The sequence below is a fragment of the Shewanella sediminis HAW-EB3 genome (assembly GCF_000018025.1).
Classification (GTDB): Bacteria; Pseudomonadota; Gammaproteobacteria; order Enterobacterales; family Shewanellaceae; genus Shewanella; species Shewanella sediminis.
Map to the genome: position 1 here is coordinate 3,023,062 of NC_009831.1, position 15,411 is coordinate 3,038,472.

Below are 15,411 nucleotides of genomic sequence, written 5' to 3' on the forward strand. Positions count from 1 at the left end.
ACTATGAGATAGTTACAGCATTATGTGTTCAATACGTACTTTAACGGTTAAACCTGAATCTAACTGTACCTGAACATCTTCTTTCTTAATGTCTAAGATAACGCCAGCAACTGGTGTCTTACCTAGTTTGACATTAACACGCTGATTTTGTTTCAGCTCATTTAACACAGCAGGTGTTAAAATAACTTCCGGAGCTTGCTCTTTAACCGGCTTAGGTGCTGGTTTTGCACGTTTAGCAGCAGGTTTCTTTGCTGGCTTTTTATTCGCCTTAGCAGCCTGACCTTCGCTCTTAGCGGCAGCGGCTTTGGCTACACGCTTAGCTTTAGCCTTCTCTTGACTCTCTTTAAGAGTAGACTGAGCATGGTCTATGTGCTCTTGCTCTAACTCACCACAAGGGGTTCCGTCTAAGTCGATACGCTGTGCACCGGCTTTAACGCCCTTTAGGTAACGCCAACTACTAGTATAGCGTCTTAAGGCAATTCTCAATTGAGTTTTACTGACTTTAGAATCATCAGCTAACCTTTCAGCCAAATCCTGAAACAATCCAATTTTTAATGGCTTCGTTTCACCCTCGGCGATAAAGCACAAAGGAAATGTTTCATATAAATACGCAAGAATTGCGTTGGTGTCGGTCAACTTCTCTGTTGATTCCATCATTACTTCCACAGTTAAAAAAGGGACACTAGTTGAACATATCGAAAAGATACGCCACCAAGAGTCGTTTATATTTGTCTGTCTTAGGCCAAGTACAAGCTCCAATAGCAACATTGAAACTCGATACGAAGAACTGAAACAGCAAACATACCTTAGCAATTACAATTAACAAACGCCAAGCTTTCATTCCACGAATGGAAATATCTCGACGCCCTTATCATTCGAACCGCCTATTATAAACGGGACTTTGACGATTGCGACCATCAATTATGATAAATTGGTTGTAGTTTGAGCAAATAACGCCTTTTCAAAGCTATTTACCAATTTTTCCAGTCCAACTTGGTCAGTTTCAGCGAATCTTGCCAGGCTTGGGCTGTCAATATCGAGGACGGCTACCACTTCGTGATCACGCATAATAGGGATCACAATCTCTGAATTACTAGCCGCATCGCAGGCAATATGACCATCAAATTGATGGACATCGGCAATCCGCTGAGTCGTGCCCTCTGAAGCAGCCGTTCCACACACACCTTTTCCTAGTGGAATCCGCGTGCAAGCCACTTTACCTTGAAATGGACCTAATACTAACTGTTTATTTTTTAAAAGATAAAACCCTACCCAATTCAAATCATCTAAGGCGTCATTTATCAAGGCCGAAAAGTTTGCCATTGCAGCAATCAAGTCATCTTCACCATCGAGTAGTGCCTTGGCTTGCCTATCCAGTGATGAGTAAAATTCCGTTATCATACAAACTTCCTAACAATTTATTTTTTCGATTCGGCTTTATTAGCCGTTTTTTTAGGCGAAGGTTCTTTTTTAGGCGCAACACCTTTCAATAAACTCATTAGTTGCTCTTTATGTTGTGCCAGATAGAAACTTAACTTTTCACAAGTATTTTCATCTATCTCAAGCTCGGACTCGGTCAAGAAAGGAGTGAGTTGATCCGCGATATCAAGCATCTTATCGTAGGCATCCGCCTCCTTCTTAGATGTAAATGTCATCTTCTCAACCCCTTCTCTGACCACAACAAATTTAGTAATAACTGCCATGACTGCCCTCATACTGTTTTTATATACAGTTACAGAGTCTCATAAAAACAAGTTCTTATGCAAGTACTCTGGAAAATCTGATAGTATCTGATTGATTATCGACACAGAGATCTTCCATGGAATGTGATTCAGGCGTGCTACGCTTAATCAACAGCGGTGGGTTATCTGCAAAAGACATGTATCAATAACGGGTGTAAGAAACGGATTGAAATCGGCGATGGAACAAGAATGTGCTGACAATAGTGTGGTGTTATGCCGCTCTTGTGACTTAGTTATCAGAAAACGTGCGCTACCTTCAGGCGTCCGTGCATTATGTCCTCGCTGTCATACAACTCTATACGACACGCCATACTGTTCAATCAACGGTATGTTAGCCTTGTGTTTAACAGCTTTACTTTTTTTGCTTCCGGCCAATGTACTGCCAGTGCTTGAGCTGCACTTTTTAGGCAGTGTCAGAACCACGACGATTATCGAAGGCGCTATGGCGGTATCGAATCAAGGCTATTGGATTGTAGGTATCGCCGTTTTAGTTTCAGCAGTCATCGCTCCTGCACTACTCATTTGGTCTGTATTCTGTCAAATTTTAATAATCAAATATCGTCTAAACTCCCCCTTTTTTCGTGCGGTACTGAAACGTCTACTCAGTTATCAGGGCTTGTTGGCGCAATTGAGCATGCTAGAAATTTATATGATCAGTATTCTCGTCTCTGTATTTCAACTCTCAGATTTTGCAGATATTTTCTTAGGGATGGGTACTTTTTGCTTCGGAATGTTATTTTTGGTCACCCTGTTTCTTCAACGTGAGTACAATCTGGAACATATGTGGAGTGTTTTAGATGAGTGAACTCAATAACAAGATGCAAGGCATAACGCTGGGTCTAACCCCCTGTCCCTCTTGCGGTAAACTATCTGTTCATTCAGATATTCACTGTAAGCGGTGTGGTAAAGCATTAGTATTGCGAGACTATTCCAGTCTCCATAAAAGTTGGGCCCTGTTGATCACGGCAACCATTTTATTGTTTCCAGCCAATCTCTACCCCATCACTATGTTGGTCAACAGAGGGCAGATCCGCCACGATACTATTTTCACAGGGATAGTCCACTTGGTCGAGTCGGATATGTTCCCTATCGCTGTCATTCTATTTACTGCCAGCATTCTGGTCCCTATGCTGAAGATCGTCGGGCTAACCGCATATTTGATCGCTATCAGTTTCCGACTGCCAATATCTAAACAGAAATTGATGATCGGATTTCATATCATTGAATGGATAGGACGTTGGTCGATGTTGGACCTTTTCGTTATATCAATAACCGCCGCACTGGTTAATATGGGCCAGTTGTTAGATGCTAAACCCGCACCGGCAGCCACTGCTTTTGCCTTGGTCATATTACTGACCCAATTAGCAGCAAAAGTGCTGGATACTCGTTTACTCTGGGATCGATTGGAATCGAAAGATGACGCAAATGGAAACACCTAAAGTCGTAAAAAAGAAGCTATTCTCGCCAATTTGGCTCTTACCTCTGGTTGCGCTAGCCCTAGGCGGCTGGCTGGGTATCAAGAGCATAAAAGAAGCCGGAATTGAGGTGCAGATACACTTTCCCAGTGCAACCGGGATAGATATTGGGAAAACCTTGGTTCGTTATCAAGGTCTCACCGTCGGAAAAGTTGTCGATATCAGTATTGATGATGATCTAAAGGGCGTTAATGTCGACCTTAAGATGGATTACCGTGCAGGGCCGTTTCTGAACGACGGCACTAAGTTCTGGTTAGTTGCCCCTAAAGCCTCAATTACCGGTGTTGAAGGCCTGGATGCACTATTTTCCGGAAACTATATCGCGATTCAACCCGGTGAGGGAGAGTCACAATCTTTCTTTGAAGCTGAAATCAACGCTCCGGCAGTCCAACCCGGCACTGACGGACTAGTCATAGAGTTAAGCAGCGACAACTTAGGCTCGTTGGATGTCGGTTCACAGCTTTTTTACCGCCAAATTCCAGTCGGTCAGGTCACCAGTTACCGTTTAGAGGGCTCTAAGCGCATATTAATGACTGCGTTTGTCAAAAAACAGTATGCACATTTGGTTAAAACAGACTCGCAATTTTGGAATGTGTCTGGGATCAGCATAGATGCCTCTCTTTCGGGTATCGAGGTAAAGTCTGAAAGCTTGTCGGCAATCCTTGCCGGAGGACTCAGTTTCAGTTCATCAGATGATGCACAAGAAGCGGCTAATGGCCAAAGTTTCCAAATTTATGACAATCAGAAGATGGCCCTCGGAGGCGTCGAGCTGACACTTACGGCAGACAATTCGGAAACGGCAAGTGTTGGCACTAAGATAGTCTTCAGAGGCATAGAGATCGGACGAATAACCCAATCGGATCTGACCGACATCGGTGTTCGATTTAAGGCTAAAGTGGATGAAGAGTATGCCCAACTTCTCTCTGCCACATCCCGGTTCTGGCTGGAAGGGGCAGACCTTTCGCTATCGGGTATCAAACATCCTGAGCGGCTCATCACCGGCAGTGTGATCAAGTTTTCACTGGGTACGGGTGATGCCGTTGAGCAATACACACTGCTCGACGAGGCTCCGGATCAAGATGCGCTATCCAAGCTGGTATTGACATTAAATGCAGACACCAACCCGGGTATCGGGGCCGATGCAGAGGTGCGCTACAAACAGATCCCTATCGGAAAAGTTAACGCCGTCAAGCTTAATAAAGCCCTTACGGGTGTCGAATACCAGATAGAGATATGGCCGGAGTTTTCGCAACTTATCACGGCAAACAGTTACTTTGTATCAGAGTCAGCCCTGGCAATTGATGCATCGCTCGATGGTGTCAGCGTACAGACCCGGGATTTAACAACTCTGACTAAGGGCGCTATTAGCCTGGTTCAGGGGAATAGCAGGAAGAAAGTTAAAAGCGACGCCAAGCTGCCTCTGTTTGGCACAGACCAAGATGCAACAACATTCTTTGCCAACCGTAACCTCACTAAGTTAAGCCTGCTCAGCCCGGATGGTGCAGATCTTAATCCTGGCTCTCCGGTCTATTATAAGAAGATGCAGATCGGTCGGGTAGACAGTATCGATTGGCTTTCAGGTTCCGAGGCATTTTCTATAAGAGTCAGTATTCAGAATCAATTTAAAACCTTAATTAAGCCCAACAGCGTATTCTGGCGCAACAGTGCCATGTCGGTTAATGCTGCGCTTTCCGGGGTAGAAATTGATGTTGCTCCCCTCCAGGGGGCACTGAAAGGCAGTATCAGTTTAGGCTTGCTCGACACCGATGCAAAGGGGAATAAAACCCATCTCTATGGATCAAAAAAATTGGCCCTGGCTCAGGCTAAAGCCATCACCCTCACCTTCCCGGCCGATGTGAAATTATCGGCCAAGGCCCCTATTCGCTACCAGGGTCATCAAGTCGGCGAGATTGAGCGTGTTTCCCTTAATAAAGATCTCACCAGCGTTACTGCCAGTGCTTACCTTTATGGCGATTACTCGAAACATTTTACCCAGGAAGATGCCCTTTATTATCTGGTCGATGCTCAGATATCCCTATCGGGAATTAAGGCACCGGAAACGATGCTCACGGGGCCCTATGTTGGTGTGATGCCAGGAGTGAGTTCTCGAGTCGGTCAAGCGTTTATTGGTGAACTGACAGCTCCTGTGATAGTTAAGCATGATTGGCTTCAATTTACCCTGGAAGATGTCAATCTGGGCTCAGTCAAGGCTGGCACGCCCATCATCTTTCGTGGTATCAAAATTGGTGAAGTGGATAGCTACCTTCTATCAGACACTGGCAATAGCGTGCGGATGAAGGCTCATATCGATAAGCAGTATCGTCATTTGGTGAATCAAACGAGTCAATTCTGGGATCTTTCTGGCGTGAAAGTCGATATAGGATTGTTTTCAGGCGCGCGGATAGAAACCGGCTCTCTGGAAACCATCATGGCCGGCGGTATTGGCGTGGTGACACAGGCGCAAACCAGCTCTGGCAATCAAGTATCGGCTGACGCGGTATTTACCTTGCATAACAAACTTAACCCTGCATGGTTATCTTGGGCTCCCATTCAGACAGCCCCGTGATTTCCGCGTAGTGCTTTACACCTAAGCCAGAATCGTCAGTTCTGGTTTAGGTTCAATTTTAGCTATATGTTCTAAAATAGATCCAATAGCTAATCCATTAAAAGGTTCGCTTTTTCAATTCAGGTATCGATATGACTAAAGAATTAATGCAGCAAGCGGCCCGGAACCTAAAGAAAGCCGTTCCATTGATGCTAAAACATCAAATACCGACCACTCCAACAAACTACGCGCTCTGGTACGCCTATGTTGGTGAGCAGACTCCCGCATTAAACAAGCAGCTCGATATCATAGTTGAACAATACCAAACCTGCCCTCCAGTAAACTCTGAACTGCTTTACCGCGAGTTTGTTTCCGATCCGGTGGAGCTCGACGTCATCGATATGCGCCAAAACCTGGAGGCGATGGCAACTGAACTGTCTCAATCCTTGAAAGATACCAACCTCGACGCCACACAATTTCAGACCCGAATCGACAGCAACTTTGACAAGCTGAACCGAATCGAAGAGGAAGGCGTGAGTCTCGAGAAGGTGCTTGGACTTGTCCGTAATCTGGTTAAAGAATCTGATGATATCCGTTCCAGCACCGAGTTTTTTACAGGCCAGCTCAGCAAGGCTCAACAGGAAATTGAAGCGTTAAAGTTACAACTTAAGCAATCCGAAAAAGATGTACTGTTTGATGCCTTGACCGGCATTCTCAATCGCCGGGCATTCGATGATGACTTCAAAGGGATCCTCAATCAGAGTCCTGACGGAACATGCTTAATATTGGTAGATATCGACCATTTCAAAGCATTTAACGACAATTACGGACACCAGCTGGGAGATCAGGTACTCAAGGCTGTGGCCAAACGACTCTCTGAAGCGTGTCGGGACGGTGTAAAAATCTATCGCTATGGCGGTGAAGAGTTTGCAGTGTTACTCCCCAACAATCAACTTAGAACCGCCAGACACCTCGCAGAAGCCATGCGTCGAAGTCTGGAAAAAGTGTCGCTAAAGGATAGGCGCAAAGATACCAGAATAAATAATATCACCGCCTCATTTGGTGTGGCTCAATGGCAGCCATCTATGACTCATGCACAGCTTATTGAACAAGCAGATAAACTCCTCTATGAAGCCAAACGTTTAGGTCGAAATCGAGTCATGCCCATCTCAAGTTAACCCTGACGAAACCGATTAACTTGTTATCTGCACTCTCTAACGGCTGCGACCTTCATCCAGACGCAGCCTCTAATCACCTGTTATCTGGCTATCGCCTCGGCTTTCACAACCAGACGCAGCTCTCCACCCGCCTCAACTGAATTAAACGGGTAACAGGTGATTAGGGTAAGCAGCCTGTCATCAGATGGTGCAAGCACCCGGGTATCTGACTCATGAACAATGGCTCTGCCCGTCACCCGGTACACTACCTTCTTGCCGGTTGCATCTTGCAGTTGAATTAAACGCCCCTTATTTACTCCATTTAAAATCGCAAAGTGGGTATCGTTATGGCCAGCAATCACTCGATTACCACTATGGCTACCACCGATTTCATGGGAGTTAAGGTTCAGTTCCGCGGGCCCAAAGGCCAAATTTCTGCCCGACGCACCTGCGAGTACATAGAGTGAGCTATCCAGGCTTGAATCTATGACTGAATCATTAGCAACCGGTAAAAAGGTTAACTTAGAGACTGGGTAGGTATCGGCCCAGCTCCAGGGTTTATGAACTTGCCTGTCTTTGAGCGTCTGCTCCCATGCCTGCATGATCAGATACTGGGCGAAATGTGCCTTAGCTTGCATATAGACCCCCTTGCCAATCAGGCTCGTACTGACGACTAACAGAGTAACGATGACTACTAAGTGTAAAACTCCTGAGAATCTCATAAGGCATCACGCTCACCCACCTTTTTTCCAGTCAATCGCTCCACTATCTCCATACGCAATTCAATACGAAAGCTCATCATGTAGACACACAACAAACACAGTAAAATCAGCCCAGTCATGATGAATAGACGGCTGTCTGTGCCAGTCTGAGGTAAGCTGCCCACAGGCGGTTTCCAACCAAATGGCGTTAATGGTAAAACGGCAGCATTATTGGAAATTATCGATGAATGCTTCACGGGAGTGATATCCACCGCAACCAAGCTGGTATGTCTGCTCACCAGGTGATAATTAAGCGCCAGCGCGGTGATCTGTTGCTTCACTCTGCTGTTATTAACGCCATCTTTATTTAAATCAAGGGCTGCAATCTGTTTATTGGCCCAAATAAGATCCAGCCCAGCGGCAGTTTTTTTATTATCGAGCGAGACTGCATCTTGCCAATAACGACCGGCTATTGAGCCGGAAATCACCAATTTATCTTGCGATGCCGCGTACTTGTCCGACGGCATTTTTATTGCCACCAGCAAAGGTTCCTCGGCATAGAGATCAGGAATGGTCGCTGGCCAGAAATCCGGAATGGTTCCGTCAGTGTAATGGAGCTCAATGTCGGTAATTTGTGGATGTTCAATTTTATATAGCAGCCCTTGGATCTTCTCTTGTACCTCATCTAAGTCACCAATATAGGTGAAGGTGCCTCTGCCAAACTCGGCCGCCCTCTGCATAAAGTGAGAGTTTGGCGCAGAACCTATACCAAGGGTAAAAAGACGACTCTTGCCAATTCGATATTTTATCAACTTAAATAGCTCAGCTTCATTGCCCACGGCGCCATCTGTCATAAACAAGACCTGCCGTAATCGACTCGTCGATTCTTCATCTTTACCCTGTAACCCAGTCTCTTGCCATGATGAGCCACCAGACTCCTGTCCTAATGCATGTTCGAGCGCCAGTGCCATCTCCGTACCACCATCGGAAGTTAACGAATGAACGAATCGATTCGCCATCTCAATATTCTTCGTACTGGCTGGTATCGGCCCCTTTGAGAGTGAACTCACCTTTGAGTTAAACTCGATAACGTTAAACGTGTCATCACTTCCTAATCCAGCCAATGCGTACTTCATCGCCTTTTTTGCCTGTTCCATAGCGCTGCCCGACATAGAACCGGAGGTATCTATCACTAATATCAACTCTCTCGAAACCCTATTTCGGCTCTTCTCAAGGGACGGAGGCAAAAGCATAACCAGTGCATAGTCAGCATCGGGTTTTGCATTTAGTTCCGGATCGGATTTTACATGTTGCTCTGATGAGTTTTTCTGTGTCGATGATGAGGAATAAGTTTGTCCCTTTTGGGCAAATACAGCAGCTGTTGGCTCACTTCCCGCTACTGGTTTCCAGCGCAATACAAAATCTCTGTTGGCCGCGACCTGACTCGCTAAGTGGATCTGGTAACCTGTATTATCCAGCGGCGTTTTATCGATGGTGTGATAGGCGCTGGTGATCTCACTGAGTTCAACCCCGGCATCGAGGTTGACCCGAATGTTAACTGTAGGAGCATTGTGGCTTCTTACTCCGTAACTTTCTCCACGAAGCGATGCTTCCATAGCAGATAACTTATCCAGCCAGCTCTCATCTCCGGTGAGACCTCGGTACTGAAAATCCTGATATTGAAAACCTTGGTTCTGAAAGTCATCAGGCTGTTTACTGCCGCCTTGAGGGTAATATCGTGGATTAACGACCATAGGAAACCTGAGGCTAAACTCACCCTCGTCATAGTCCACCAGTTCCTGATAGCTTATCTCCACTACTAAAAGCTCATCGGGCCCTAGGTTGGCAACAGAGGTTTTAAAAATGTTGGGGCGATTGTGCTCGACCAGGCTCGCTCGCTTACCCGCACTCTTTGCCTGCTCATATATTTTCTTTGCCTCCAACCGCTCCTTAATCTGCCCCTCTATGACTCGGGAGCCGATGAGTAACTTCATACCATCTACCGCGGCTTCATTAGGAAGAGGAAAAAGATAGCTGCCATTTAGCCATTCGCCGCTGAGATTTTTAAATGTCTGTTTCACCTTAACCCGATTCACCCACCCCGAAACCGTCATCTGAACTTCAGTTTCAAGGGGGAGCGACATCGATACTTGCGATCCGCCGTCCTGATCTGCCACTCGATAGACGAAGCTGCCCTGACTGAGCTCGGCATCAAATGATGCTTTCACATTCATCGATGGCAACAGCAATGCGCCTATAAGAAGGAGGAAGCCGAGAGCCCCCCGGTTGGGGGCTCCTTGACTGGTAGCCGATACCACATCAATTTTCATACGCATATTCCTTTATAATGAAAATCAATCTAATTGTTGGCAGTCAGTGCAGACCCTGTCGATAGCAGCTTGACGGTCACTCTTCGGTCGAAAAAGTCATTTTCGAAGCTCTGCTCTTCCGTCATCGGCGCGCTGGCCCCATAGGCCCTGAAGTCCAGGCGACTCTCATCTATCCCTTGATTGACCAGATAGGTTTTAACCTCGGCAACCCGCTGCTCAGATAAAGCCTGGTTATAGGTACTGTCCCCTCTCCTGTCGGCATATCCGGTCAAATCGAGTCTTAACTCGGGAGAAAGTGACATGGCATAGGCCACCTCATCGAGCTGCAATTTGAAGTGAGGGACAAGTTCAGATGATCCGGTTTTAAACTGTACATTCAAGCCCAACGAGAGTTCGGCGAGTTTTTGCTGATCTTCGGCTTTCAACTGGGCTAACTCATGTTGCGCCGAATCATATCGGTTCGATATTGCCATCAATGACCGATTCTCATCGCTGAGTTGATTCATTTTTGACTCCTGCATTGCCAGCTGCGCTTGCTGTGAGTAGAGCTCAGATTCATCACCGACTGACTTACCTATGATGGTGCCGGTAAATGCACCAATAATTGCCCCCACCGGACCGGCAACAACGGCGCCAAGCACAATCCCTGAGCTGAGTCCTATCAACTCTTCGTGATGCTGACGCTCTTCGCTTGTGTCCGATGCATAACTGACATTTGAAAGGGTTAAACTGCTGACAACCATTGCTGCGATAATCTGCTTCTTCATTTTGTTTTTCCTAATCTTGTTATTGACATAAATGAGTCGTCGACATCGGTAGTTCTTATCTCGACGCCGTTTCGATGTGTGTATTAAACAAGATGTAAATGTCGAAGGAAGGGATGAAAAATGGCATTACACATATGAATTGTGGCAAGAAAATGGCAATTGCCTTGGCTATCTTTTATCGCCCTGTTTTTCCTGTATAGTCACTGGCAATAAGACAAGGTATTCAGGCGTGCCACCGGTGAAACCTATAGCAATCGCAGAAGGTAAAGCGGTATTTCCAGAGCGTTGAATACCTATTACAACATCAAGGTTATTTTTAATGTCAATCAAACGTATTGCGATCGTAGAAGATGAAGCGGCTATCCGGGAGAATTATAAAGAGGTGCTGCAACAGCAAGGCTACAGTGTGCAAGCCTATCCCAACCGCCCCACTGCCATGCAGGCATTTTGTACCCGATTGCCGGATCTTGCGATTATCGATATCGGACTCGAGGATGAAATCGACGGCGGGTTCACCCTGTGTCAATCTCTGCGAGCCCTGTCCAGTAATCTGCCTATCATCTTCTTAACGGCCAGAGACAGTGACTTCGATACCGTGTGTGGCCTTCGTCTTGGCGCCGATGATTACTTGAGTAAAGACGTCAGTTTCCCGCACCTAATTGCCAGACTTGCGGCTCTTTTCAGACGCTCAGATCTTCAAGATGCTGCTCAGTCAGATGACAATTTACTCGAAAGAGATGCATTGACCATAGACGCTAACCGCATGCAAGTTTACTGGAATAACGTGCCAATCGAACTCACAGTCACCGAATTTTGGATGGTTCATGCCCTCGCAAAGCGACCCGGTCATGTTAAAAACCGTCAGGAGTTGATGCAGGAGGCGAAAATATTCGTCGATGACAGCACCATCACCTCCCATGTGAAGCGGATCCGAAAAAAATTCGTGGCTCAAGATGAGAAATTTGATTGCATAGATACCGTTTACGGCATGGGTTATCGCTGGGATCCCCAGGGGTAACCGATGGCAGACTCATCTAGATCAACCAGAGCGCCTGTGGACATATTTCCATCTATCTCAATTGAGCTAATCAAGCATGTTTAACCTCCCTGTAGGCCTTCGAACCAAGGTTGCGGTCCTCTCCCTTTTTCTGCTCTGCCTTCCCTGGCTGGGCTACCAATATGTATGGGAGATGGAGAAGTACCTGAGACACGGACAGGAAAAAACCCTCGAAGGCACGACACAGGCGCTGGCGACCGCCCTGCATGAGAGGCCAAAACTTTTTGACAGTCAGGCGAGCTTTTTAACTCAGGTTCAACAGGGGCGGGATCTCTATGCCTATCCACTGGCTGGCCCGATCCAGCTCGATGGTAAGTTGTCAGATTGGGCTCCCTATCGTCATAAAAGCATCGAGTATGGTAAAAACCATCAGATATTTAAAGCCGATCCTAATACTCCCTTAACCGTCAGCTTTACCCATATGGTGGGTAAGTATTCGGGTTACCTTTATAGCTTCTTCGAGGTCACAGATCCCAATGTCGTCTATCGCGGCAAAAACACATTACGAATCGATCAGAACGATCACCTCACCATAGCCACACTCGCCCCCGACGGTGTATTTAAACGTTACATCATATCGACCATTAAGGACGGTTGGATCAGCGCCTTCGAGTTACCCGAAGACCCCTCCCTCAGCACGCCGGTCAAACCTGAGATTCAGATTCAGGGTAAATGGAAAAAGACCAAACAGGGCTATAATGTCGAACTGCGAATGCCTCTGGATATGGTTGGCAGTAAGCTAGGGTTTGCGATACACGATGTGAATAATCTCAAGAGCCGCAGACTCGATGCCGTCGTCGGCACATCGGCTATCGATGATGTAGATAAACTCGGCACAGTGCTGGTTCCCTCTCCCGAAATTGAAGGCATCATCAAGGGAATGAGCCATAACAGCTCTCGGATCTGGGTGGTCGATAAACATGGACGCGTATTAGCCAAATCCGGTGATATACGCAACGGTAGCAGTGTTTGGACCCGGACGGTGACAGAGGCGCCGGATCCCTCATTTTGGGGGCAATTTAAGCACAATGTCCTGACCCCTTTTTATTACAAGATATTGACGACGCCTCCTAAAGATTTTATCGACTCACTGCAGGATTCAACTGTATTAGAAGGTAGCCATATCCAGCGAGCACTGTCCGGAAAGCAGGGTTCGACCTGGCGACTAACCCCGGACAACAAGGCCGTGATCCTCGCCGCTGCCAGCCCGATCTGGATCGACGATAAGGTGATGGGTGTGGTGATCTCTGAAGAGACCACCCACGGCATACGCACACTTAGGAACAAGGCCTTAGAGAAACTGTTCAACGTCATATTAACGGTCATGAGCATGGGTACCTTAGCCCTGTTCTTCTTCGCTTCCAGCATCTCGAGCCGTATTCGTAAACTCAGAGATGAAGCCGAACGCGCCATCGACAGCCAGGGACGGATAAGAAACCATATCCAAGGTTCGAAAGTACGTGACGAAATAGGCGATCTCTCCAGAAGTTTCGCCAGTATCGTGAGTCGCTTAGGCCTATATACCCATTACCTTGAGAATATGTCGTCCAGACTATCCCATGAGTTAAGAACGCCTGTCGCCGTGGTTCGCTCATCACTGGAACACTTAGGCTTGCAACAACTGGACAAGGATAGCCGCAAATATGTTGACCGAGCTCAGGAGGGGGTAAGTCGTTTGAGCATGATCCTCAATAATATGAGTGAGGCGACACGATTAGAAGAGAGTCTTTCCAAGGCCGAAATGGACATATTCCCACTGTCGAAAGTGGTAAACGGCTGCATGCAAGGATATCAGCTGACCTATCCCCAGCAGGAATTTATCCTCTCCATCCCCGATGAACCATTAAATATGAGTGGGGTTCCCGAATATATCGCCCAACTGATGGATAAACTGATTGCCAACGCACTTGAATTTAGTCTTCCGGGTACGGCGATTACGGTTTCACTCGAAGTTAAACAGAGGCAGGCGGAGCTTAGCATCAGTAATTTCGGGCCTGAGTTGCCCGATAAAATGAGCGAGCAGATCTTTGAATCTATGGTCTCTGTGCGGGCGCAAAAAGCACAAGACAAGCCACATCTTGGTTTAGGTCTGTATATCGCAAGGCTAATCACAGAGTTCCATCAGGGCAGTATTGTGGCTACAAATATTTCGACGAGTAGCGAGTCGATAAAAGACAATGAACCGAGTCGTGTTCAAGACCCTGGCCACTCTGGTGTCACCATCTGTGTCACCCTACCGCTTTGCAAAGAGTAACTAACTTTCTGAATGTGATTAAGCTGATAGATGAATGAGCAGTTAACTTGAACTTCCATTTAGCCGTTTAGATGTTAAGATGGCTAAACAACAATTCAATCCTCTTCGGTTGTGGACAGTACCTTATGAAAAAAGAGACACAGATAATCAGTACCGGTCGAGATAAAAAATGGACCAAAGGCGTCATTAATCCTCCTGTATTTCGAGCTTCGACCATGGTTTTCGACACTATGGATGAGATGCGTTTCGCCATCAAGAACCGGGCCAATGGAGAGATGTTCTATGGCAGACGCGGCGGGCCGACCCACTTTGCTTTTCAGGCCGCCATCGCCGAACTTGAGGGTGGTGTAGGGACCGCACTATATCCGTCGGGATCGGCCGCCATCAGCGGTGCCCTGCTCTCATTTTTAAAAGCCGGCGATCACCTGCTAATGGTCGATAGCGCCTATGAACCCACCCGGGATCTGTGCAATAAATTGCTTGCGGGGTTCGGTATCGAGACCACCTACTACGATCCTATGATTGGTGCCGGCATTAGCGAACTCATCAGGCCAAACACTAAGGTGTTGTTTCTCGAATCTCCAGGCTCCATCACCATGGAAGTTCAGGATGTACCCACACTGAGTGAAATTGCTCACAAGCACGATATCGTCGTCATGCTGGATAACACCTGGGCTTCCCCCATTAACTCGCGACCCTTCGACATGGGCGTCGATATCTCAATTCAGGCCGCCACTAAATATATTGTCGGACATTCGGATGTCATGATGGGTACCGCGACATCCAATGAAGCTCACTGGGATCAACTGAGAGAAAATAGTTACCTGATGGGGCAATGCACCTCACCCGATGATGTCTACCTGGCTAATCGGGGTCTGAGAACATTAGGTGTGCGTATGCAGCAACATGAGCAGAATGCGCTTAAAGTTGCCAACTGGTTAGCCACTCGTCCCGAGGTCGATCATATAAGGCATCCGGCATTCGACACCTGTCCCGGCCATCAGTTTTTTAAACGCGATTTCAGCGCCTCGAATGGCCTGTTCTCCTTTGTGCTCAAAGAGGGCGACCTGAACTCAGTCACTGCACTGGTCGAAAATATGCACCACTTCAAGATGGGCTTCTCCTGGGGTGGATTTGAGAGCCTGATCTTAGGGGTATTTGGCATCGATAAGTTAAGAACCGCCACCAAATGGGATAGCAGTAAACCTCTGATACGTCTGCATATCGGGCTGGAAAACCCCGACGATCTTATTGCCGATCTGGAAGCAGGATTCGAGCGGTTCAATGCCGCTCTCAATAAGCGATAGACATGAGACGATAGGCATTGAGTGCCTTTAAAAAAGTTCTGTATCAAAAAACCGCCTGACAGGCGTTTTTTTTACG

13 protein-coding genes are annotated in these 15,411 nt (G+C 46.9%); 7 read left to right on the forward strand and 6 right to left on the reverse strand.

All coding sequences use genetic code 11. The annotated features are described in order from the left end of the window. Positions 1-12 precede the first annotated feature (12 nt). The 3 genes from proQ to SSED_RS13065 all read right to left on the reverse strand — a co-directional run bounded on the left by proQ (position 13) and on the right by SSED_RS13065 (position 1,703). Positions 13-654 carry an RNA chaperone ProQ gene (gene proQ / locus SSED_RS13055; protein WP_041421684.1) on the reverse strand — a complete coding sequence of 214 codons (642 nt, stop codon included), beginning with the start codon at positions 652-654 and terminating at the stop codon, positions 13-15. 267 nt (positions 655-921) lie between these two features. After that, positions 922-1,401, reverse strand: coding sequence for a free L-methionine (R)-S-oxide reductase MsrC (msrC, locus tag SSED_RS13060; protein WP_012142827.1), 480 nt, complete (start codon positions 1,399-1,401; stop codon positions 922-924). Positions 1,402-1,418: 17 nt separating this feature from the next. Beyond that, positions 1,419-1,703, reverse strand: coding sequence for a YebG family protein (locus SSED_RS13065; protein ID WP_012142828.1), 285 nt, complete (start codon positions 1,701-1,703; stop codon positions 1,419-1,421). 217 nt (positions 1,704-1,920) lie between these two features. Between SSED_RS13065 and SSED_RS13070 the strand changes: the two genes are divergently transcribed. The 4 genes from SSED_RS13070 to SSED_RS13085 all read left to right on the forward strand — a co-directional run bounded on the left by SSED_RS13070 (position 1,921) and on the right by SSED_RS13085 (position 6,940). Beyond that, positions 1,921-2,547: a paraquat-inducible protein A gene (locus SSED_RS13070; RefSeq protein WP_012142829.1), complete on the forward strand. Its 627-nt coding sequence runs from the start codon at positions 1,921-1,923 to the stop codon at positions 2,545-2,547. Further along, positions 2,540-3,181, forward strand: coding sequence for a paraquat-inducible protein A (locus SSED_RS13075; protein ID WP_012142830.1), 642 nt, complete (start codon positions 2,540-2,542; stop codon positions 3,179-3,181). The genes SSED_RS13070 and SSED_RS13075 overlap by 8 nt, the downstream gene beginning before the upstream one ends. Continuing rightward, positions 3,159-5,783, forward strand: a complete 2,625-nt coding sequence (locus tag SSED_RS13080; RefSeq protein WP_012142831.1) for an MlaD family protein — start codon at positions 3,159-3,161, stop codon at positions 5,781-5,783. Before SSED_RS13075 ends, SSED_RS13080 begins: the two co-directional genes overlap by 23 nt. A gap of 131 nt (positions 5,784-5,914) precedes the next feature. Beyond that, complete coding sequence (locus SSED_RS13085) at positions 5,915-6,940, forward strand: GGDEF domain-containing protein (protein WP_012142832.1); 1,026 nt, start codon at positions 5,915-5,917, stop codon at positions 6,938-6,940. A gap of 80 nt (positions 6,941-7,020) precedes the next feature. Here the strand turns inward: SSED_RS13085 and SSED_RS13090 are convergent, their stop codons facing one another. The 3 genes from SSED_RS13090 to pdsO are packed head-to-tail and all read right to left on the reverse strand — an operon-like array spanning position 7,021 to position 10,717. Then, positions 7,021-7,641: a class GN sortase gene (locus SSED_RS13090; RefSeq protein ID WP_012142833.1), complete on the reverse strand. Its 621-nt coding sequence runs from the start codon at positions 7,639-7,641 to the stop codon at positions 7,021-7,023. Continuing rightward, on the reverse strand, positions 7,638-9,950 hold the full coding sequence (locus tag SSED_RS13095; RefSeq protein ID WP_012142834.1) for a marine proteobacterial sortase target protein: 2,313 nt from the start codon (positions 9,948-9,950) through the stop codon (positions 7,638-7,640). Before SSED_RS13095 ends, SSED_RS13090 begins: the two co-directional genes overlap by 4 nt. A gap of 29 nt (positions 9,951-9,979) precedes the next feature. After that, positions 9,980-10,717 carry a sortase-associated OmpA-like protein PdsO gene (gene pdsO, locus SSED_RS13100; RefSeq protein ID WP_012142835.1) on the reverse strand — a complete coding sequence of 246 codons (738 nt, stop codon included), beginning with the start codon at positions 10,715-10,717 and terminating at the stop codon, positions 9,980-9,982. A gap of 325 nt (positions 10,718-11,042) precedes the next feature. Between pdsO and pdsR the strand changes: the two genes are divergently transcribed. The 3 genes from pdsR to SSED_RS13115 all read left to right on the forward strand — a co-directional run bounded on the left by pdsR (position 11,043) and on the right by SSED_RS13115 (position 15,335). After that, positions 11,043-11,735: a proteobacterial dedicated sortase system response regulator gene (gene pdsR / locus SSED_RS13105; protein WP_041422154.1), complete on the forward strand. Its 693-nt coding sequence runs from the start codon at positions 11,043-11,045 to the stop codon at positions 11,733-11,735. 76 nt (positions 11,736-11,811) lie between these two features. Continuing rightward, positions 11,812-14,028: a proteobacterial dedicated sortase system histidine kinase gene (pdsS, locus tag SSED_RS13110; protein ID WP_012142837.1), complete on the forward strand. Its 2,217-nt coding sequence runs from the start codon at positions 11,812-11,814 to the stop codon at positions 14,026-14,028. A gap of 125 nt (positions 14,029-14,153) precedes the next feature. Then, positions 14,154-15,335, forward strand: coding sequence for a cystathionine beta-lyase (locus SSED_RS13115; RefSeq protein WP_041422155.1), 1,182 nt, complete (start codon positions 14,154-14,156; stop codon positions 15,333-15,335). Positions 15,336-15,411: the final 76 nt, after the last annotated feature.

Bases quoted from the DNA above. Each gene is read 5' to 3' on its own strand.
- SSED_RS13080 (WP_012142831.1), top strand. From the start codon at position 3,159: ATGACGCAAATGGAAACACCTAAAGTCGTAAAAAAGAAGCTATTCTCG.
- SSED_RS13115 (WP_041422155.1), top strand. From the start codon at position 14,154: ATGAAAAAAGAGACACAGATAATCAGTACCGGTCGAGATAAAAAATGG.
- SSED_RS13065 (WP_012142828.1), bottom strand. From the start codon at position 1,703: ATGGCAGTTATTACTAAATTTGTTGTGGTCAGAGAAGGGGTTGAGAAG.
- SSED_RS13095 (WP_012142834.1), bottom strand. From the start codon at position 9,950: ATGAAAATTGATGTGGTATCGGCTACCAGTCAAGGAGCCCCCAACCGG.
- proQ (WP_041421684.1), bottom strand. From the start codon at position 654: ATGGAATCAACAGAGAAGTTGACCGACACCAACGCAATTCTTGCGTAT.
- pdsS (WP_012142837.1), top strand. From the start codon at position 11,812: ATGTTTAACCTCCCTGTAGGCCTTCGAACCAAGGTTGCGGTCCTCTCC.
- msrC (WP_012142827.1), bottom strand. From the start codon at position 1,401: ATGATAACGGAATTTTACTCATCACTGGATAGGCAAGCCAAGGCACTA.
- SSED_RS13070 (WP_012142829.1), top strand. From the start codon at position 1,921: ATGGAACAAGAATGTGCTGACAATAGTGTGGTGTTATGCCGCTCTTGT.
- SSED_RS13085 (WP_012142832.1), top strand. From the start codon at position 5,915: ATGACTAAAGAATTAATGCAGCAAGCGGCCCGGAACCTAAAGAAAGCC.
- SSED_RS13090 (WP_012142833.1), bottom strand. From the start codon at position 7,641: ATGAGATTCTCAGGAGTTTTACACTTAGTAGTCATCGTTACTCTGTTA.
- pdsO (WP_012142835.1), bottom strand. From the start codon at position 10,717: ATGAAGAAGCAGATTATCGCAGCAATGGTTGTCAGCAGTTTAACCCTT.
- SSED_RS13075 (WP_012142830.1), top strand. From the start codon at position 2,540: ATGAGTGAACTCAATAACAAGATGCAAGGCATAACGCTGGGTCTAACC.